Here is an 18,330-nt window from a genome sequence, read left to right as displayed (position 1 = left end):
CAAGAAAGAAGGGTTCGGGATGAAGCTGTATGAAGCAATTGTAGACCGCCAAGAGAAAATTGCGGTATTGGGTCTCGGGTACGTGGGATTGCCGGTGGCAGTAGCACTGGCGCAAAAAGTGGATGTCATCGGCTTTGATGTGAATCAGCAGAAGATCCAAGCTTTAGAGCAGGGAATCTGTACCGATGGGAGTATAGAGGACGAGCGTCTGCGTGCGAGTGCGATTGACTTTACGTATGACGAGACGAAGCTTGCACATGCACGGTTTTTCATTGTCGCTGTTCCTACCCCCATCAAAAGCGGCAACATTCCCGATCTGTACTACGTGCAGGAAGCGACCCGTACCGTGGCAAGACAAATGCCTAAGGGGTCTGTCGTCGTTTTTGAATCGACAGTCTATCCAGGTGTGACGGAAGAAGTATGCATCCCTATTCTGGAGAGCATCTCCGGTATGAAATGCGGAAGCGACTTCAAAGTAGGCTATTCCCCGGAACGAATCAATCCGGGCGATCAGGTGCACCGCTTCGAAAACATCATGAAAATCGTTTCCGGAATCGATGAAGAGACGACAGATACGGTTGCAAAAGTATACAGTCTAGCAGTAGAAGCAGGAGTGTATCGTGCGGAGAGCATTAAAGTGGCGGAAGCGGCCAAGGTCATTGAAAATGCCCAGCGGGATATCAATATCGCCTTTATGAATGAACTTGCGATGCTGTTTCATCAGATGGGAATCAACACCAAGGCAGTTTTGGAAGCAGCTGGCACGAAGTGGAACTTCCTCAAGTTCACACCTGGGCTGGTTGGCGGACATTGCATCGGTATCGATCCCTATTACTTGACCTACAAGGCAGAGGACAGCGGGTACCGCTCGAAAATCATCCTCGCCGGCAGGCATATCAACGACGGGATGGGTAAATACATTGCGGAGCAGATCATCAAGACGGTCGTCCGTTTGAAGCTGGACTTTGAAAATGTGAAGATCGGCATTTTAGGACTGGCATATAAGGAAAACTGTGCGGACATCCGCAACACGAAAGTGACCGACATTATTGATGAGCTGCAGGAATACGGGATGGCAACGCTTGTCGTCGATCCGTTAGTCGATCCAGTGCTCGCATACAAAGAATATGGGATTGAGCTGTCTGCTCTGGATGCCCTTTGCGATATGGATGTCGTAGTAGTAGCTGTCCCGCACACGATATTCGAAAACTTGCAAATCGAGGATTACGAACGAATCTTTGGAAGCAAGAAGAAAAAAGTGATGATTGATGTCAAAGGCATCTATTCCAGAGACGCTTTCGAGAACAGAGGATATCATTACTGGAGCTTGTAAGAGGGATTGGAGAGGGCGACAGTGATAGGGAAGAAGAAAAAGAAGAAGGTGGAAGAGGTTTTAACGGTTTCACGTTCGGACCGAAGACTTCTATCCAATGTTCCTGACCCGGAAAAAATTCGAAGTATATCGGACCGAAGAGGAGTCAAAGAAAGCACGGCAGCCAGTGTGAACGAAGCAGATCCCGAATACTTGGACAAGCTGCGTCTTCTCAGCTTGCGATACGTGGCAAACTTTCCTGTGTTGGTCTACACGCGCCGCAGTCAAAAAAAGGATGCGATCAAAGGCAAAGCCATTGATATTTCTTCCACGGGGATACTCGTGGAATTTGGTCCCGCTTCAGAGGAGCGGCTTCGCTTGGGACAAGTGGTGAGTATTCACTGCAGCATTCCTCCTGGTACGATGCCGGAAGGATTTGAATCATCCGTACAGATGGATGGAAGAGTCGTCCGCGCTTTTTCCGACGAAGAAGACGGTCAAGTAAAGTGGCTGGTGGCTTTTGAGTTTGCCAAGCCGCTTACCGAATACTTTCAAAAAAAGCGCTGGGGCTATGCCATTTATACCTCGAGTGCGTTGCTGCTGGTAGCGTCACTCTTTATCATGCTGATGAGAGCAGAGAGCATTATTTATTTTAAGTACAATATTTTGCTGTATTTGTATAGCTTGATTGCTGCGGCCTTTTTGCTGACGCGCTATTTTTTCGGCGCCTTATATCGGGATGTCCCTGTTAATCACGACTTTACGCCAGGCGTATCCATTATCATTCCATGTTTTAATGAAGAGCAGTGGATTCATCGTACGATATTAAGCTGTGTAAATCAGAACTATCCCATCGACAAAGTGGAAGTGATCGTAGTCGATGACCGTTCCACGGATCGATCCGTCGAGCAGATCGAAAAAGTCATTTCGCTGATCCATAGTGAGGCAGAGCGCTTTATGACCAAAGAACGTGTGCGCATGTTTGTGCTCCCTGAAAATGGCGGGAAGCGGGTCGCTCTCGTCAAAGGAGTGGAAATGGCGAAGCATGATTTAGTCGTGTTCGTTGATTCAGATAGTTTCTTGGAGCCAACTGCCATTCGTCATCTGGTACAGCCTTTTCAGGATCCGAAAATGGGAGGGGTGGCTGGCCGCACAGACGTGGAGAACAAATTCACGAATGCCATCACCAAGCTGCAAACTGTCCGTTACTACATAGCCTTTCGCATTATGAAGGCAGCAGAAGCGTGGTTTGACAGTGTAACCTGCTTGTCTGGTCCGCTTTCGTGCTATCGAAAGGATTTGGTGATGCAGCATTCCGAGGCATGGCTTACACAAAAGTTTCTCGGGCAGCCAGCCACTTTCGGGGATGACCGCAGTATGACCAATTTTATATTAAAGACCCATCGGACCTCGTACCAGGATGCAGCGATTTGTTCGACGATTGTTCCTTCTGACATGAGCGTGTTTTTAAAGCAGCAAATGCGTTGGAAGCGATCCTGGCTGCGGGAATCCCTGCGCGCGAGTATGTTTATTTGGAAGAAGGAGCCCTTTATGGCCTTGTTCTTCTATATTGGTCTGATCGTGCCGATTGCCGCACCGGTCATTGTCTTGTACAACCTCGTCTACGTGCCGATCGTACATCGCGTATTTCCCGGAACATTTCTCATGGGGCTGTTTCTCATGGCTTTGCTGATGAGTCTGGCGCACCTGCTGTATCGCCGAAGCAAGCTGTGGGTATTCGGGTTGGTCTTTTGCATTTTCTATGAATTTGTATTGCTGTGGCAGATGCCAGTCGCATGGGTGACCTTTTGGAAGTCGACCTGGGGGACGCGGGAGACACCACAAGATATCGAGGCACGGCAAAGAAAAGAAGCGCGCAAACAAAGAAAGAAAAAGGGAATGGGATTGCCCTTTTAGCCGTCGCACGGTTAGATTCAAGGAATGAGGGTGCCAGAGAAGATGAGAAGAAAACGGGAATCCGCCCTTGACTATCACCAGAAAAATCGCAGAAAGGTGAAACGTACGATTGTTCAATTCGTGATTTTGCTGGCCGTGGGCATTTTGCTTTATCAGGCTGTGTTTGATACAAAAAGCTATGCGGAAGCAGATTATCGCACATGGCAGAATGACAAAGGCTTTATCGCTATTTCCTATTTCGGTGTCGGTCGATCAGGAACGCCAAAGCTCATTGCCAAAGCCCATCTGGATGAACAGCTGCAAGCGCTGCGAAACCAAGGATACGTGACGATATCACAGCAGGATATCCTTGATTTTTACAATGAGAAAAAGCCGCTTCCTGAAAAGGCATTGTTCCTGTCTTTTGAAGATGGGCGCAACGACTCGCATCTGTTTGCACAGCCTCTTTTGGAGAAGTACAATTTCAAAGCGACAGCCCTGTCGTATGCCAACAAGATGGGCAACAGCGACAACAAGTTTCTGCAACCCAAGGACTTGCTGAACATGCAGGAAGGTGGCTTCTGGGAGCTGGGTACGAATGGCTATCGTTTGACGTATATCAATATTTTTGATCGACAAGGTAACTTCATTGGTGTACGAGATGAAAACGAATTGCCGACCAAAAATCATGTGGAGTACTACAACCACTATCTCATGGACTTCATTCGTGACAGTAATATGATTCCGATTGAGGATCGTTCGATGATGGAGGCCCGGATCACAAAGGATTACGATCAAATGAGGGAGATCTATACGGATACATTGGGATTTGTCCCGAAAGTGTATATGATCATGCACGCCAATACCCTGTATGGTGGGATGAACCGGCTTGTTTCCGACGTCAATGATGCCAATATTCGCAAGACCTTTGCGATGCACTTCAACCGGGAAGGGACTGCGTACAATTCCAACAAGGACAGCCTTTACGATCTGACAAGGCTCCAGCCTGATCCGTACTGGTACACGAACCACCTTCTGATGAAAATCCAAAGGGATACCCAGCAGAAAATGAAGTTCGTTCATGGTGACGAGCAGTTGGCACAGCAGTGGAGATTGGAGAGCGGCGCGGAGGAATTCAAGGGAAACAAGATTGTGCTGACTTCCCCGCCAGCGGAAGAAGGCAGACTGTTCCTGGATAATTCTTCTGGCAGCCAAGATCTGCGTATTTCTGCAAAGCTGGAAGGCAATGTCGTCGGGAAGCAGTCGATCTACCTTCGTGATGACCGAGAAAAAGGCTCGTTTGTCCGTGTGACTTTGCATGATAATACATTGAACGTCGAGCAGAAAAAAGCGGGTCAGGAGCCAGTAGAGCTTTATTCCGCGAAGCTGAGTGAAGTGCTGTGGCAGCCAGAGGATTTGGCGTACGACAAAGCGACGGTCTATACAAAATCACAAACAGAAGCAGGAGCTCTGGAAGAAGACGAAGGATATCCCGTCAACATTCAAAATACACGACAGATGGATATCGTGATCCAAGGGGACAAGCTGAGCGTTTCGGTGGACAATGCGGTCAAAGTCAATCAACAAGCGATTGACAGCGCGATTGCCAGCGGAGGAGTAGCATTGGGGTCCGCGTACAGTGAAAAGAACAAACAAGACGATATTTACGATGGGGTCTTTACAGATGTGAAGATATCCTCGATACAAAATGACGCAAGAGACCAAGAGCAAATTTTGTTCCGCAATTCTTACACAGGGATGGAAAAAGCGGTTAACAGGATGAAAGACGCCTTTACCACCACAGTGGACTGGGTGATGGAAACGTTCTAATCGGGTGGAGAAGGGGGCGCAGGCAAGTTGAGAAGATTGGCTAGAAAGAAGCTTTGGATCGTTCGCTTCCTTTATATGAGCCTATTCACAGCGCTTGTGACTGGCTGTGGGATCGGTGGCGTATCCGATGCAGAGAAATCGGTGTCTGCGGCAGAGGTGCCATTGAAGAAAAGTGCCTGGGTCGTGGATTGGCAGTGGGAATCTGGTGCGGATGATCTGCAGGGCATGACAAATGGACTGACGAATGTACAAATGTTTGCTGCTTACTTTGATGAGGCGGACAACCTGTTTTTCACGGAATCCTTTCAAAAAGGACTCCCAAAAGTCCAAGAGATCTCGCGAAGAAGCAGTCTCGTGCATGTCGATTTGACGATCGTCAATGACCAGAAGCGCAAGGATGGTACCGATATTCAAAAGGACCCAGCGCTTATCACAAGGCTGATGGCGACCGAGGAAAGTCGGAGCAAGCACATCGACCAGATCATGAAAGCCGTGGAAGAGTATCAGTTTCATGGGGTAGAAATCGACTACGAGCGCATCGAGGAAAAGGATTGGGGAAATCTGCTAGCGTTCTTCAAGGAGCTTTATCTGCGGCTGCAGGAGCAGGATAAAACGCTGCGGATCGTGCTGGAACCACGGACGCCGATTGAAACTCTTTCGCTGCCAGAGGGGCCGGTCTATGTCATGATGGCCTACAATCTGCACGGCTTGCAAAGTGATCCTGGACCAAAGGCTGACCGCTCCTTTATTACGGAGCTTACGACTCGGATGAAGGTGGTTCCGGGCGATAAAGTGATTGCTTTATCAGCGGGTGGCTTCGACTGGGCTGAAAATGGAGAGGCTGCTGCTGTAACGGAAAAGCAGGCTGCCGAGCTCGCGAAGTCCAGTCTGGAAATGCCGCGAAGAGATAACGCCAGCGGCAGTATCCACTTTCAGTATGTCGACCAGAACAAACAAAAGCATACGGTCTGGTACGCAGATGAAACCACTCTCCAGACATGGGCAGAGATCGTATCCGGTGAAGGCTATCGCAGCATCGCGTTGTGGCGGCTGGGTGACCTGGGAAGCAAAAGCGTTCGGTTTATGAACGAGTGATGGACAAAGCAAGGTAACGATTAGACCGAAGAGAGCTGCTCTTCGGTCTTTTTACTGTCTATTTTATTCCCTATTAATAGTAGAGACTCTCCGTCAAAAGACACTTCACGCACGTGCGGGACAGTGCTGTCTCCTGAAACTGGTGGGCACAATTTTTTTGCAAAGCAAGGAGCTTACGCTGGTACTCACGGGTGAGCTCCTGCAAACGCTGGATTTCATCGCGGAGCAGGATAGCCTGATCCATAGAAACGTACCTCCTTTTTGGTGCTAGGTATACAGCCGATTTCCTTGGGAGCGAAACTGCTCGGCTTTTTCCTTCATCCCGATTTCCAGTGCGATTTCATCCTTCAGTTGCTTTTCTTGCGCATAGGCCCGGATATCCTGTGTAATTTTCATGCTGCAAAATTTGGGACCGCACATAGAGCAAAAATGCGCAGATTTCGCCCCCTCAAAGGGAAGCGTTTCATCATGGTACTCCCTGGCACGCTCAGGGTCGAGAGAGAGGTTGAACTGATCGACCCAGCGAAATTCAAAGCGGGCCTTGGACAAGGCGTCATCTCGCTCTTTGGCTCGCGGATGGCCCTTCGCCAGATCAGCAGCGTGGGCGGCGATTTTGTACGCGATCAGCCCGTTTCGCACGTCCTCCTTGTTTGGCAGCCCCAGATGTTCTTTCGGGGTGACGTAGCACAGCATGGCTGTACCAAACCAACCGATCATGGCAGCGCCGATAGCCGATGTGATGTGGTCATAGCCAGGTGCGATATCTGTCGTCAAAGGCCCTAATGTGTAGAAGGGAGCTTCGTGGCATAGCGTCAGCTGCTTTTCCATGTTCTCCTTGATTTGATGCATAGGGACGTGGCCGGGGCCTTCAATCATCACCTGAACATCGTATTTCCATGCGATTCGAGTCAGCTCTCCTAAGGTTTCCAGCTCTGCAAACTGCGCTTCGTCATTAGCGTCGGCGATGGAGCCTGGGCGCAGCCCGTCTCCTAACGAAACAGCGATATCGTATGCCTGCAGGATCTGGCAAATTTCTTCAAAGTGCGTATAGAGAAAATTCTCTTCGTGGTGAGCGAGGCACCAGGCAGCGAGGATGGAGCCCCCTCGAGAAACGATGCCGGTTACACGCTTGGCAGTAAGCGGGATATAGCGCAGCAGCACCCCGGCGTGGATCGTAAAGTAGTCCACCCCTTGCTCAGCCTGTTCGATCAAGGTATCCCGATAGATCTCCCAGGTAAGATCCTCCGCTTTTCCCTTTACCTTCTCCAGAGCCTGATAGATCGGAACCGTCCCGACTGGTACCGGGCAGTTGCGGATGATCCATTCACGGGTCGTATGAATGTGAGAGCCGGTTGACAGATCCATGATCGTATCAGCGCCCCAGCGTACCGACCAAATCATTTTTTCCACTTCCTCTCCGATGGAAGAAGTGACTGCGGAGGTGCCGATGTTTGCATTCACCTTCACATGGAAGCTGCGGCCAATGATCATGGGTTCACTTTCAGGGTGATTGATGTTGACGGGAAGAATGGCACGTCCACGGGCAATCTCTTCACGCACAAACTCGGGATCGACTCCTTCGCGAAGGGCAACGAACTCCATTTCGGGTGTTACAATCCCATCCCTCGCATATCGAAGCTGCGTGACGATACGACCCGGACGAGCGCGTAACGGCAACTGTTTCTCTCGGGGGAAGCTGTCGTGCTTGTAGTTGTCGTCCGATGGCTGCAGAGGACGTCCCTGATAAGCTTCTGTATCCTGGCGGGATTGAACCCAAGCGGCACGGATACGCGGGAGTCCTTTTTGGATATCCGGATTATAACCATCAGCTGTATAAGGACCACTGGTGTCATAGACAGGGACGGGTGGATTGAGAGTTTCTGTGTGGACGCCTTTCGTAGGATGCTGGGAAATCTCCCTCATGGGAACGAGAATGTCAGGGGTGCTGCCTTGTAAATAAATTTTGCGGCTTCCAGGTAAAGCTGGTACGGGGGAGATGGAGAAGGGTGATTTGCTGGTTCTGGACATAATAAAACCTCCTTGTCGTGGTTGCATGCAGCGCGAACCCGGGAGGCGGAAAGAATCTCTGCTCCACGAAAAAGCGCCGCATGAGTGCATGCGACGCCAGACGCGAGAGAAGAAAAGATACGGGTATCCTAAAGATACTCGATATCTAATCGTGTCGTTTATGACAATTCCTCCGCTGGCATTACCCAGTTCAGGTTCAACGGTCGATGGCACAATAGCCATCCTCTCAGCCTGGTAACTCCCAAGCTCCCGTGCTGTTATTCATTTTGGTTTTTGGTTGCAAGGACAGCATACCTGTTTTTGGATGCTTGTGCAAGTGTGAACAGGGAAAAAAAGATTGCGGCTGCGCAACACATTTTCCCCCTCCCTATAGTCGTGCCTTGGACTAAAACTGTTTCTGTAGACCCACACGAAGTGCGTCTGATACGATGAAGTTCGGAAAAAGCTAGCAAGTGTACTTGTTCTTCTTATTCCTATCCGATGTAGTCGACAACAGAGATTTTAGAGGTGATGGCGTGTGGATGTGTATTCGAATATTAAACAAGGGGAACGCGGGGCGTGGGTCAGTATTTTTGCCTATATTTTTTGCTCCGTTTTAAAGATAGCGATTGCTGTCATGGCTGGCTCCGAAGCTCTGATGGCTGACGGGTTGAACAACTCAACCGATGTCGTGGCATCCATCGCGGTACTGATTGGCTTGAAAATTTCCCGCAAACCACCTGACCAGGATCATCCCTATGGCCATTTCCGGGCAGAGACGATTTCCGCACTTGTCGCATCATTTATTATGCTATTCGTTGGGATCCAGGTGGTTACGGACGCGGTTCCCACCTTCCTCGACCCGAATCACTCCGCTCCTAGCATGCTGGCGGGCTGGACAGCTCTTTTCACAGCGGTCATTATGTTTGGTGTTTATCGTTACAACCGGTCATTGGCTGAGAGAACGAACAGCCAGGCGCTGATGGCGGCCGCCGCCGATAATCGCTCGGACGCGTTGGTCAGCATTGGGACGTTCGTTGGTGTAGCAGGTGCCCAATTTCATTTGAACTGGCTGGATCCTTTGGCGGCGTTTGTTGTTGGGCTGATCATCCTGAAAACGGCTTGGGACATCTTCCGTGATTGTACACATCGGTTGACGGATGGCTTCGATCAGGATCTGCTGGAACAACTGCGCGAGACAATCTCCGGGATTACCGGGGTTGAAGATATCGGGGACATCAAAGCCCGTTACTTGGGAAGCAGTGTACTTGTCGATGTCGTGATTCACGTCGATCCGGACTTGAATGTCGTAGAGAGCCATTCCATTACGGAGAAGATCGAGGAGCGTATGAAAAAGGTCCACAAGATCAATACCGTCCACATCCACATTGAGCCGATCATGCAGCAAAAGCTCGTACAGAGATAGCCAAAAAACCTGTCCGTAGGAGGACAGGTTTTTTTGTGCAGATGGCAGTCATACAGTCGTTTTCTTCCGACGCAGCGTCTTCGTAGTCGAGCCAGAGGCTGGGCTTTCTCCAGCTGCCTGTTTGATTGGGGTGGAGGCTTCCTTGGTGTTCGTCGCGGTTCGTTTCCGCCCGGTTTTTTGCTGCGCTCTTTCCGGTGTGGGCTCTGCTTCCAGTTTGATTGGGGCTCCACCATTGCTGGCGGTAACCTCGAGGCTTTCCTTTAGAGCCTGCATCAAGTCGATAACATTCGTGCGAGGAACGGCAGGTGAGGTCGCGATCTCCTGTCCCTCGAGCTTTTTCTCGATCATGGCTTGCAGCTCGGATCGATATTCATCGGTGTACTTGCTCGGATCAAAGGGAACGCTCATATTGTTAATCAGCTCAGTTGCCATTTTTAGTTCATTCTCTGCTAAAGCGATACCCGTATCGGGAAGGGCAGGGACTTGATGGACAGGTCGCACCTCATCGGGATAGTAAATCGTCTCCAGCATGATGCAATGCTCGTACAACCGGACGACCGCCAGACTTTGACGGTTGCGCATGGTGACTTGCGCGATGGCGATCTTGCCCGTTTGCTCCATAGCAGCACGGAGTAGGGCGTAAGCTTTGTCACCCGTCTCTTGCGGAGACAGGAAGTAGCTTTTATCAAAGTAAATGGGGTCGATCTCCGTTAAGTCGACGAAATCGAGAATTTCTATGGCACGGCGTGTTTCGGGCGTGATGGCTTCCAGGTCAGCGTCATCGATAATGACAAAGTGGCCCTTTTCGTATTCATAGCCCCGAACAATCTCGCTCGGTTCGATTTCCCGTTCGCAGTGGGGACACATCTTGGCGTATTTGATGGGGGTGTTGCAATCCTTATGCAGCTGCCGAAAGCGGATATCACGCTCTTCGGTTGCCGTGAACATGCGGACAGGTATGTTTACCAAGCCAAAGCTGATGGATCCTTTCCAAACCGTATGCATAGCATTCCTCCAGTCTGCGCCATAAGAATAGTATTTGCTAACGCGCAGCAGTGAGCAGAGGGAAATGCAGTCATTCGCGCATACGAAAAGCCAGCCGTCAGGAGAGCAGCTGGCTTATGCCAATTACGGGACTATTGTCCATGCTTGATAATATCCGATTGATCAGCAGCGGATTGCATCTGCCTCGCTTGTTCCACGCCTTCCCCAGTACGATCTGCCATGGATTGGACCTCGGATGCTTTCAGCTTTTGCTTGGATGGTTGCTTTTCTGCCAAGATAGCTCACTCCCTTACGCGGAAAGGTTCGTTGGATGGCGGTACATCCTAAGGAGTATTTTGTCCGAAAGCAAAAAAAATACCCCATCACCACGAGGCGACGAGGCAGCTGTTCAACTCCTCCCGCGTGGGGAGAGATGGCACGGAATGCTCCTATCAGACACGCCGTGCGCCAAAGTGAACCGCCTTTCAATTATGGGAGAGGAGAAACCGGAGGAAGAGCTTATGGGGAAACGTAAGTCTTCTCCGCGGTTGTCAGCGACAACGTTGCGTCGCTATCCATAAGCTTTTCCCAAATGTTTGCAGGGTATACATCCGGGTAAGCATAAATTTACCACTTGCAATTTTACGCGTTCTTTGAGTTGTGTTAGTATGAAATCATTCTTGAGAAAAGCACAAGTAATCTACATCATTCATGGACTGACAGGTGAAAAAAATGCGCGTCATCGCGGGTGAACACAAAGGACGTAGGCTCGCGGCAGTCCCCGGAAAAGGGACCCGCCCTACAACGGACAAAGTGAAAGAATCGATTTTTAACATGATTGGCCCTTATTTTGATGGAGGCTGGGCATTGGACCTTTACGCAGGAACGGGCGGACTAGGGATTGAAGCATTGAGCAGGGGCATTGAGCGTGCCGTTTTTGTGGAGAGGGATGCCAAAGCTTTTGCTGTTGTGAAACAGAACCTCGCAACGTGCAGGCTGGAAGGACAAGCCGAGCTGTATCGTATCGATGCAGACAGAGCCATCCGTACGCTGGCAACACGCAAGCAAGCGTTCGATTTGGTGTTTCTTGACCCTCCGTACGCTCACCAGAAAATCGCAGAGGAAATTCGCTTGTTTCAAGAGCTTGGACTTTTGGCTGACGGAGCCTGGATTGTCGCTGAGCATGACATCGGAGTCGAGCTTCCGGAAGAGATTGGCGCATGTGTTTTGGATCGTGCCTCTACCTATGGAGAGACGGCAGTCACCTTGTATTATTACGAGGGTGATCGCAGCGAAACAGATGATCTCGTAGAGGAAGCAACGAAGTTTGAGGAAGGATGATGAACTGTGAACATTGCCGTTTGTTCCGGAAGTTTTGATCCTGTTACCTATGGTCATCTCGATATTATTACACGTGGGGCAAAAATCTTTGACAAGGTGATTGTGGCGGTACTGATCAATGCAAAGAAAAAGTCATTGTTCAGTGTGGAGGAACGGCTGGATTTATTGCGCCAAGTGACGGCAGAGATGGACAATGTCGAAGTGGACTCGTTCGACGGGCTGTTGATCGATTACATGAAAAAGCGCAACGCCCAGGTGATTATCCGGGGATTGCGCGCTGTCTCTGATTTTGAATACGAAATGCAGGTCGCCTCCATGAATAAAAAGCTGAACGAAAATGTGGAGACGTTTTTCATGATGACCAGCCATCAATATTCGTATCTAAGCTCCAGTATTGTAAAAGAGGTAGCGAGCTATAAAGCGAGCGTGAAAGACTTGGTTCCCCCAGCTGTCGAGCAGGCTTTGCTGGCCAAAATGAACGGCTAAAGCTTACCGAACTCGACCACTTCGCAGCTGGCGAACCAACCCGCTGACCAAGAGCAAGAAAGCGCCGACTCCTAAAGCGAGCAGGCCGGAGTGCCAGAATGTCTCCCACCAGCTAAATACCGGGATTCCGGATGAAGTGGGAAGAAAGACGGGAAGGCTCTTATCTGCAAACCAGGCGCTGGTGCGCAGTGGCTCCCAGACGATAAAGGTCAGGATAGCTGCCAGCAGGGCATGGAGCGAGCGTGCAAGTAAATAAGGAGCAACTCGAATATCCGTTTCACTTAAAATGCTGGCTACCTGCGCATGTACACTCAGGCCGCCCCAGGACAGAACAGCGCTTGCGATCGCTGCCTTCCAGACCATGGAGACGCCTTCGGGGACGACGCTGGCTGCTTGGGCGCCCAATGTCACCTCGAACAATCCTGCTACGATCGCATGCGAGAAGGCAGGGGGAAAGCCGAATGGCCCGAGAAAGACAGAGAGTAGTGTGCTGATCACATGTGTCAGGTGGATGGCTGAAAATAGCTGGATCAAAACCGAAAAGACAATGATGAAACCGCCGATCATAAACAGCGTGTTTAGCGCAGATTGGACGGCGTCACCCATCAGCTTTCCGAATGGACGCGCATCTCGTACGCGTGCCCGATGCATGGCTTGCAGGGCGCGAAGCGGGAGAGGCAGATTGGTCTTTTCCAGAGGATTGCTGACTGTGGCAAAGGGTGCGTGAAAGCGGTAGAACAGCCCCATGATAAGTGCCGATACGTAATGGGTGAAGGCGAGAATCAGCCCCATTTGCTCACTGTGAAAGAACCCGATGGCTACAGCTCCCATGACAAAGAGGGGGTCGCCAGTGGTGGTAAAGGATACAAGCCTTTCTCCTTCCGCTTGGGTCAAGCTCCCTTGCTGACGTAAGCGAGTGGTTAGTTTGGCCGCGACGGGATAGCCAGAGGAGAACCCCATGGCAAGCACGAATCCACCAGTGCCGGGTACGTTAAACAGTGGACGCATCAAAGGCTCCAGCAAGACCCCGACAAAATGTACGACACCGAGACCCATTAAAATCTCCGAGAGGACAATGAATGGCAGGGTAGAGGGGAAGACCACTTCCCACCATATCTTCAAGCCGCGAACAGCAGCCTCAAAAGAGATTTGCGAATAGGCAACCAGCGTGAGCACGAGGGCAATCGTCGATAGGGCGAACAACAGGGTGAGAATCGGAGAGTGGCGTGACATGGATTCCTCCTGAGCCGAATACAAGAATAGTACATGTCTACGTCACGAACTGACAAACTATGCTCGGACATCCGACTTCGAGTGTGATTGGACCTGTGACTCCCCACATACGCTTTCTACAGGGGGAATGTGATCATGGTAGCGAAACGTAAACCGGTAATCGGTGTAGCTTTGGGGTCAGGAGGAGCGCGCGGGTTTGCCCATATCGGTGTGCTCAAAGCATTGGAGAGTCATGGAATCCATGTCGATATGCTTGCGGGAAGCAGCATGGGGAGCTTGATCGCAGCCGTGTATGCGAATGGGATCGAGCCTCATATGATGGGAAAGCTGGCTTTGAATTTAAAGCGCAAGCATTGGCTTGACTTAACCGTTCCGAGTCTCGGCTTTGTATCTGGAGAGAAGATCAAACAGCTGATTCGCTTGCTCACCCATGGAAAGCGAATCGAGGAATTGAACAAGCCGCTTGCCATTGTGGCCACGGATATTGAATCGGGGGAGCGCGTCGTTTTCCGCGAGGGACCTATAGATCAGGCAGTTCGAGCAAGCATTTCCATACCGGGTATTTTTGTTCCGGAAAGAGTAGGAAATCGGCTGCTCGTGGATGGTGGGGTGATCGACCGCGTGCCAGTTACCGTCATCAAGGAGATGGGGGCGGATATCGTCATTGCTGTGGACGTAGCGCAAGTGGACACCCCGATGAAAGTCTCTACGATTTTCGATGTAATTGCACAGACGATCGACGTCATGGAGCGGGAAATCCTCCGGCACAGGATTCTGGCAGCTGATCTCGTAATCCGACCGGATGTTGGACACTATAGCAGTATTGCCTATACCGGCGTAGAAGAAATTATTGAGCTGGGTGAACAAGCTGGACGCGAACATGTTCAGCGCATTCAGGAAATGATCGAGAATTGGGAGGCAGTAGAATGAGTGAGGATCGGCTTATCTCCAATCAGAGAAGGGCAAAGAGTACTAAGGGCTTCAGCTGGGTACTTGCTCTGGCTTCAGTTGCGCTGGGCCTCTCTTTTTTTGTCCCAACAAATTATTACATCACGCGTCCTGGATCAGCTATTGATCTGGCCCCGATGATTGAGGTGGAAGGCGGCAAGAAAGATGAAACGGGCACGTTCATGTTAACAACCGTACGCATGGGAGAAGCCAATCTCGCTTGGTACGTATATGCACAGGTTTCTCCGGATGCGGAGCTGATGCAAAAGGAGCTCGTGGTCAGTCAGGGAGAGAGCAACGAAGACTTCGTCAAACGCGAGCAGGCCGTCATGGACAATTCGCAAAAGCTGGCGGAAGCCGTTGCATTCAAATTGGCGGGCTATGATGTCAAAGTGGAAAAGCAGGGCGTCTGGGTTATGGGCACCATCGATGGATATCCAGCGAAAAAGGAACTGAAAATCGGCGATGTGATCACCTCCGTAGATGGTATACCGACTCCAGAGGCCAAAGACCTGCTCCAGATCCTTTCTAAAAAGAAAGCCGGAGATACTGTCTCACTTGCTTATGTAAGAGATGGACAAGAAGCCAAAACGATGTTAACCTTGGTAACACTGCCTGAATCAAAATCGGTGGGAATCGGCGTTCGTCCGGACAATAAACAAAATATCGTGATCCCGAAAAAGGTCAACATTGCGTCTCAAGGTATCGGTGGTCCATCTGCTGGATTGATGATGACGCTGGAGATTTACGACCAGCTGAAGACCGATGCTGACATGACGAAAGGCTACAGGATTGCCGGAACGGGTACGATTGCTTTGGACGGCACCGTAGGCAGGATAGGCGGGATCAATCACAAGGTTGTCGCGGCGGACAAGGCAGGTGCAGACATCTTTTTCGCCCCACAGGACACGCCAGGCGCCGATTCGAATTACGAAGAGGCTTTGGCAACAGCCAAGCGCATCGGGACCAAAATGCGAATCGTGCCGGTTAAGACTGTAAATGACGCGGTTGCTTACCTAAATGAGCAGCCGAAGAAACCTTCCTGACGAACAAAGCTGTCAAGGGAAAATGGTTGACAAAGCTTTGGGCAGGGTCTATAATCATCCTTGTTGTGCATGAGGTGAAAGCTATGAATATCAAGTTGACAGAGTTAGAGCATCGAAAAGGAGAGCCGTTGCCGTTTCAGTTGACGCTGGATGCGACAGAGCTGAAAAATCGCCATGACGAAATCAGAGGAATCTCTCCGGTAGAAGCGAAGGGCGAAGCAGTGCAGCTAGGCAATCTCTATTACGTAAAAGGTGATTTGAAAGCAGATGTGGATTTTGTTTGTGCCCGCTGTCTCACTCCTTTTACACACCATGCGAAAGTGGCATTTTCCGAAACCTTTGCACCTGAAGATGATCCCATTCTTCAGGAGGATGAGGATAGTGACATTCTTCCCTTGGAAGGCGATGAAATCAAGTTGGACGCGCTCCTCCAAGAGGATTTTTTACTCGCCATGCCGACCTTCCCACTTTGTGAGGAAGATTGCAAAGGGCTTTGCCCGTCATGCGGTGTCAATCGCAACGAGGTAGCCTGCAGCTGCAAGAACGAACGGATTGACCCGCGACTCGCTGGGCTCGCTGATTTGTTCAAGGACAGCAACAAGTAGTCGTTCCTATTGTTTTCAAGATGGGACGCCAATCCACCCGATTGGAACGTCTCATTTTTGAAGGATAGCATAAGCATCTTGCCTATACTGTCCACCCAAATAGAGCTTCTTAGCATTTGTCAGTTGAAGGAGGTGTAAGGAAGATGGCAGTACCTCAACGGAGAACTTCCAAAACCCGTAAAAGAATGCGTCGTACGCACTTCAAATTAGAGATTCCAGGCATGATCAAATGCGATAATTGCAGCGAATACAAGCTTGCGCATCGCGTTTGCCCAAGCTGCGGTCACTACAAAGGTGTGAAAGTAGCGAAGTAAGATCCGCTGCTCAAAAGCAAGGTGAGAAATCACCTTGCTTTTTTTATGCGCAAAAACGAAGACTACTTTTCGATCTAATACTTATATTTACTTACAAATACTTAAAACAACTTGCGTATCTACCCGGAATCACTTAAAATGAAGTCGAAGGAAGACCGTCGCACATGGATGGAGTGAAATGTGGATGTATCAAGAGGAGCGGCTGGCAGCCATCCTGCAGTATTTACAAGACCATCAGCGGATCAGCGTCCAGGATGTTGTGGAGCAGTTCGGAGTATCCCGGGATACAGCGAGGCGAGATATCGTGAAGCTCGAGGAGCAAGGGGAAATTCTTCGTACGCGAGGCGGAGCCATTTTGCCAACGCTCAGCAAGAAAAGCTACTCGTATCAAGAGCGCATGCAGCTGGATCAGACCGGCAAGCGGCGAATTGCGGAACGTGCAGCAGAGCTGATCAAGGACGGTGACTTCTTGATGCTGGATGCGTCTACGACTGTTTTGCTGACGATGGATTACTGGAAGACCACTGATCATGTCGTCATTACGAGCTCACTCGCAGCTGCTGCTGGCTTCGCAGGTAAAGCCGGTATACAGGTAAAGCTGCTTGGGGGCGATGTCCATCCAGAAGACCAGTATGCGTATGGATCGCGGACGATTGAAAATTTAGCTGATTACCATGTAGATAAGCTCCTGATTGGCGCATGCGGAATTTCTCCGAATGGTCTGGTTTCCCCTTCAGAAGAGTCCGGGCATTTGATCAGGGAAATGATGAAACGGGCAGACCAGATTATCCTGCTAGCCGATCATTCGAAGTTTGGCAAATCCATGCTTTACAGGGTAGCAGGGCTTCAACAGCTGGACATCATCGTGACGGACCAAAAGCCGAGTGCGGAGATGGCGGAAGCGTTGGCTCAGCATGAAGTAGAGCTGCTCCTAGCAGAGGACACACAAGAATAAGCGGGTAAACTTCACTCGACTGGCGTGATGGGTTTGGTCAGCGTGACAGCGAGTGGATTTATCAGGAAAGCCCTTCGAAAAAGAAGGGCTTTCTCTACTTTTCTGGAATGGTTAAGGTACTTGCAGCTTGCGACCATGGGGCCATTTTCGTCATCTTTGCTTGTAATTCGGGGAAACCTCCCGTATACTTTGTTTGGTACCAGGTATTAAAAACTGATCGCAATTATATGTCGGTGGATTTGAAAATTGCTGGGGGGGTGTCGAGCATCGCCCGCTTGCCGAAAAAAGATCGCCAGACTCGTTTGGTGCAGTCCTTACAAGATAATCCTTTTGCGACAGATGAGGATCTGGCAGAGTTATTTCACGTCAGTATTCAAACAATACGCTTAGATCGCTTGGAGCTAGGCATACCTGAGCTGCGAGAACGCATCAAATCAGTGGCTGAAAAAAGCTTGGACCCGGTGAAGTCACTTGGGATCGAGGAAGTCATCGGAGAAATTATCGACTTGCAGCTTGATTCCCAGGCTATTTCTGTTTTGGAGATCAAGGAAGAGCATGTTTTTTCACGGACGCAAATAGCCCGTGGACACTACATATTTGCCCAAGCCAACTCATTGGCAGTGGCAGTCATCAATGCGGATGTGGCGCTGACAGCAACGGCGAGGATTCGCTTCGTACGTCCTGTGCGGGCGGGGGAGAAGCTGGTTGCCAAGGCACAAGTGCGCAGTCGCAACGGCGATGAGTGCAAAGTGCGTGTGGAGACGAAAGTTCAAGGAGAGCTGGTCTTCACGGCAACGTTTCGCGTAGTTGGAATGTCAGCGGTCATGTAAACGTTATGGTTGAGAACTAAGG

18 protein-coding genes and 1 riboswitch are annotated in these 18,330 nt (G+C 50.2%); of the genes, 13 read left to right on the top strand and 5 right to left on the bottom strand.

Annotated features, from left to right (window positions below):
• The first annotated feature begins 19 nt into the window (after nt 1-19).
• Genes ACLIN2_RS18335 through ACLIN2_RS18320 form a run of 4 tightly spaced genes read left to right on the top strand, consistent with a single transcriptional unit; the run spans nt 20 to nt 6,133 of the window.
• Nucleotides 20-1,333, top strand: coding sequence for a nucleotide sugar dehydrogenase (locus ACLIN2_RS18335; protein ID WP_411501768.1), 1,314 nt, complete (start codon nt 20-22; stop codon nt 1,331-1,333).
• A 21-nt stretch (nt 1,334-1,354) separates the two neighbouring features.
• A complete protein-coding gene (locus ACLIN2_RS18330) occupies nt 1,355-3,229 on the top strand; it encodes a glycosyltransferase (RefSeq protein ID WP_170184281.1) in 1,875 nt (624 codons plus the stop codon).
• A gap of 42 nt (nt 3,230-3,271) precedes the next feature.
• Nucleotides 3,272-5,038 (top strand): polysaccharide deacetylase, encoded by a 1,767-nt coding sequence (locus ACLIN2_RS18325; RefSeq protein WP_411501767.1) that lies wholly within the window; start codon nt 3,272-3,274, stop codon nt 5,036-5,038.
• A 27-nt stretch (nt 5,039-5,065) separates the two neighbouring features.
• Nucleotides 5,066-6,133 (top strand): glycosyl hydrolase family 18 protein, encoded by a 1,068-nt coding sequence (locus tag ACLIN2_RS18320; protein ID WP_411501766.1) that lies wholly within the window; start codon nt 5,066-5,068, stop codon nt 6,131-6,133.
• Nucleotides 6,134-6,206: 73 nt separating this feature from the next.
• On the opposite strand, the gene ACLIN2_RS18315 is transcribed toward ACLIN2_RS18320, so the two are convergent.
• Nucleotides 6,207-6,377: a hypothetical protein gene (locus tag ACLIN2_RS18315; RefSeq protein ID WP_411501765.1), complete on the bottom strand. Its 171-nt coding sequence runs from the start codon at nt 6,375-6,377 to the stop codon at nt 6,207-6,209.
• A 23-nt stretch (nt 6,378-6,400) separates the two neighbouring features.
• Entirely contained in the window at nt 6,401-8,161 is a 1,761-nt protein-coding gene (gene thiC, locus ACLIN2_RS18310; RefSeq protein ID WP_411501764.1) for a phosphomethylpyrimidine synthase ThiC, read from the bottom strand.
• A gap of 151 nt (nt 8,162-8,312) precedes the next feature.
• Nucleotides 8,313-8,424: riboswitch (TPP riboswitch) on the bottom strand.
• A 254-nt stretch (nt 8,425-8,678) separates the two neighbouring features.
• On the opposite strand from thiC, the gene ACLIN2_RS18305 reads away from it, so the two are divergent.
• Nucleotides 8,679-9,566 carry a cation diffusion facilitator family transporter gene (locus ACLIN2_RS18305; RefSeq protein ID WP_411501763.1) on the top strand — a complete coding sequence of 296 codons (888 nt, stop codon included), beginning with the start codon at nt 8,679-8,681 and terminating at the stop codon, nt 9,564-9,566.
• 48 nt (nt 9,567-9,614) lie between these two features.
• Here ACLIN2_RS18305 and ACLIN2_RS18300 read toward each other — a convergent pair whose 3' ends face one another.
• Both ACLIN2_RS18300 and ACLIN2_RS18295 read right to left on the bottom strand, forming a co-directional pair.
• Nucleotides 9,615-10,571: a Ku protein gene (locus tag ACLIN2_RS18300; protein ID WP_411501762.1), complete on the bottom strand. Its 957-nt coding sequence runs from the start codon at nt 10,569-10,571 to the stop codon at nt 9,615-9,617.
• 131 nt (nt 10,572-10,702) lie between these two features.
• Nucleotides 10,703-10,846, bottom strand: a complete 144-nt coding sequence (locus ACLIN2_RS18295) for a hypothetical protein (RefSeq protein ID WP_170184283.1) — start codon at nt 10,844-10,846, stop codon at nt 10,703-10,705.
• Between the two features lie 436 nt (nt 10,847-11,282).
• Between ACLIN2_RS18295 and rsmD the strand changes: the two genes are divergently transcribed.
• Nucleotides 11,283-11,891: a 16S rRNA (guanine(966)-N(2))-methyltransferase RsmD gene (gene rsmD / locus ACLIN2_RS18290; protein ID WP_411501761.1), complete on the top strand. Its 609-nt coding sequence runs from the start codon at nt 11,283-11,285 to the stop codon at nt 11,889-11,891.
• A gap of 6 nt (nt 11,892-11,897) precedes the next feature.
• Entirely contained in the window at nt 11,898-12,377 is a 480-nt protein-coding gene (gene coaD / locus ACLIN2_RS18285) for a pantetheine-phosphate adenylyltransferase (RefSeq protein WP_411501760.1), read from the top strand.
• A gap of 3 nt (nt 12,378-12,380) precedes the next feature.
• On the opposite strand, the gene ylbJ is transcribed toward coaD, so the two are convergent.
• Nucleotides 12,381-13,610 carry a sporulation integral membrane protein YlbJ gene (gene ylbJ / locus ACLIN2_RS18280; protein ID WP_400586021.1) on the bottom strand — a complete coding sequence of 410 codons (1,230 nt, stop codon included), beginning with the start codon at nt 13,608-13,610 and terminating at the stop codon, nt 12,381-12,383.
• A 135-nt stretch (nt 13,611-13,745) separates the two neighbouring features.
• Between ylbJ and ACLIN2_RS18275 the strand changes: the two genes are divergently transcribed.
• The 6 genes from ACLIN2_RS18275 (at nt 13,746) to fapR (ending at nt 18,308) form a co-directional block, all read left to right on the top strand.
• Nucleotides 13,746-14,540: a patatin-like phospholipase family protein gene (locus ACLIN2_RS18275; RefSeq protein WP_411501759.1), complete on the top strand. Its 795-nt coding sequence runs from the start codon at nt 13,746-13,748 to the stop codon at nt 14,538-14,540.
• On the top strand, nt 14,537-15,604 hold the full coding sequence (locus ACLIN2_RS18270) for a SepM family pheromone-processing serine protease (protein ID WP_411501758.1): 1,068 nt from the start codon (nt 14,537-14,539) through the stop codon (nt 15,602-15,604). Before ACLIN2_RS18275 ends, ACLIN2_RS18270 begins: the two co-directional genes overlap by 4 nt.
• An 83-nt stretch (nt 15,605-15,687) precedes the next feature.
• Entirely contained in the window at nt 15,688-16,209 is a 522-nt protein-coding gene (locus ACLIN2_RS18265) for a YceD family protein (RefSeq protein ID WP_400586015.1), read from the top strand.
• Nucleotides 16,210-16,352: 143 nt separating this feature from the next.
• Nucleotides 16,353-16,523 carry a 50S ribosomal protein L32 gene (gene rpmF / locus ACLIN2_RS18260; RefSeq protein WP_005834357.1) on the top strand — a complete coding sequence of 57 codons (171 nt, stop codon included), beginning with the start codon at nt 16,353-16,355 and terminating at the stop codon, nt 16,521-16,523.
• A gap of 184 nt (nt 16,524-16,707) precedes the next feature.
• The gene (locus ACLIN2_RS18255; protein WP_411504559.1) at nt 16,708-17,478 is read left to right on the top strand and encodes a DeoR/GlpR family DNA-binding transcription regulator; all 771 of its coding nucleotides are present in this window, start codon (nt 16,708-16,710) and stop codon (nt 17,476-17,478) included.
• Nucleotides 17,479-17,735: 257 nt separating this feature from the next.
• Nucleotides 17,736-18,308, top strand: coding sequence for a transcription factor FapR (gene fapR, locus ACLIN2_RS18250; protein ID WP_122959585.1), 573 nt, complete (start codon nt 17,736-17,738; stop codon nt 18,306-18,308).
• The last annotated feature ends 22 nt before the right edge of the window (nt 18,309-18,330 follow it).

Source organism: Brevibacillus centrosporus (genome assembly GCF_046622605.1).
GTDB lineage: Bacteria > Bacillota > Bacilli > Brevibacillales > Brevibacillaceae > Brevibacillus > Brevibacillus centrosporus.
The sequence above is the reverse complement of the archived record's forward strand: the minus strand, read 5'-3'. Positions and strand labels throughout refer to the sequence as shown.

What these genes read in the sequence shown, in the direction of transcription:
- ACLIN2_RS18335 (WP_411501768.1), top strand. Translation starts at nt 20, where the DNA reads ATGAAGCTGTATGAAGCAATTGTAGACCGCCAAGAGAAAATTGCGGTA.
- rsmD (WP_411501761.1), top strand. Translation starts at nt 11,283, where the DNA reads ATGCGCGTCATCGCGGGTGAACACAAAGGACGTAGGCTCGCGGCAGTC.
- ACLIN2_RS18325 (WP_411501767.1), top strand. Translation starts at nt 3,272, where the DNA reads ATGAGAAGAAAACGGGAATCCGCCCTTGACTATCACCAGAAAAATCGC.
- ACLIN2_RS18255 (WP_411504559.1), top strand. Translation starts at nt 16,708, where the DNA reads ATGTATCAAGAGGAGCGGCTGGCAGCCATCCTGCAGTATTTACAAGAC.
- ACLIN2_RS18300 (WP_411501762.1), bottom strand. Translation starts at nt 10,571, where the DNA reads ATGCATACGGTTTGGAAAGGATCCATCAGCTTTGGCTTGGTAAACATA.
- ACLIN2_RS18265 (WP_400586015.1), top strand. Translation starts at nt 15,688, where the DNA reads ATGAATATCAAGTTGACAGAGTTAGAGCATCGAAAAGGAGAGCCGTTG.
- ACLIN2_RS18315 (WP_411501765.1), bottom strand. Translation starts at nt 6,377, where the DNA reads ATGGATCAGGCTATCCTGCTCCGCGATGAAATCCAGCGTTTGCAGGAG.
- ylbJ (WP_400586021.1), bottom strand. Translation starts at nt 13,610, where the DNA reads ATGTCACGCCACTCTCCGATTCTCACCCTGTTGTTCGCCCTATCGACG.
- ACLIN2_RS18270 (WP_411501758.1), top strand. Translation starts at nt 14,537, where the DNA reads ATGAGTGAGGATCGGCTTATCTCCAATCAGAGAAGGGCAAAGAGTACT.
- ACLIN2_RS18275 (WP_411501759.1), top strand. Translation starts at nt 13,746, where the DNA reads ATGGTAGCGAAACGTAAACCGGTAATCGGTGTAGCTTTGGGGTCAGGA.
- thiC (WP_411501764.1), bottom strand. Translation starts at nt 8,161, where the DNA reads ATGTCCAGAACCAGCAAATCACCCTTCTCCATCTCCCCCGTACCAGCT.
- rpmF (WP_005834357.1), top strand. Translation starts at nt 16,353, where the DNA reads ATGGCAGTACCTCAACGGAGAACTTCCAAAACCCGTAAAAGAATGCGT.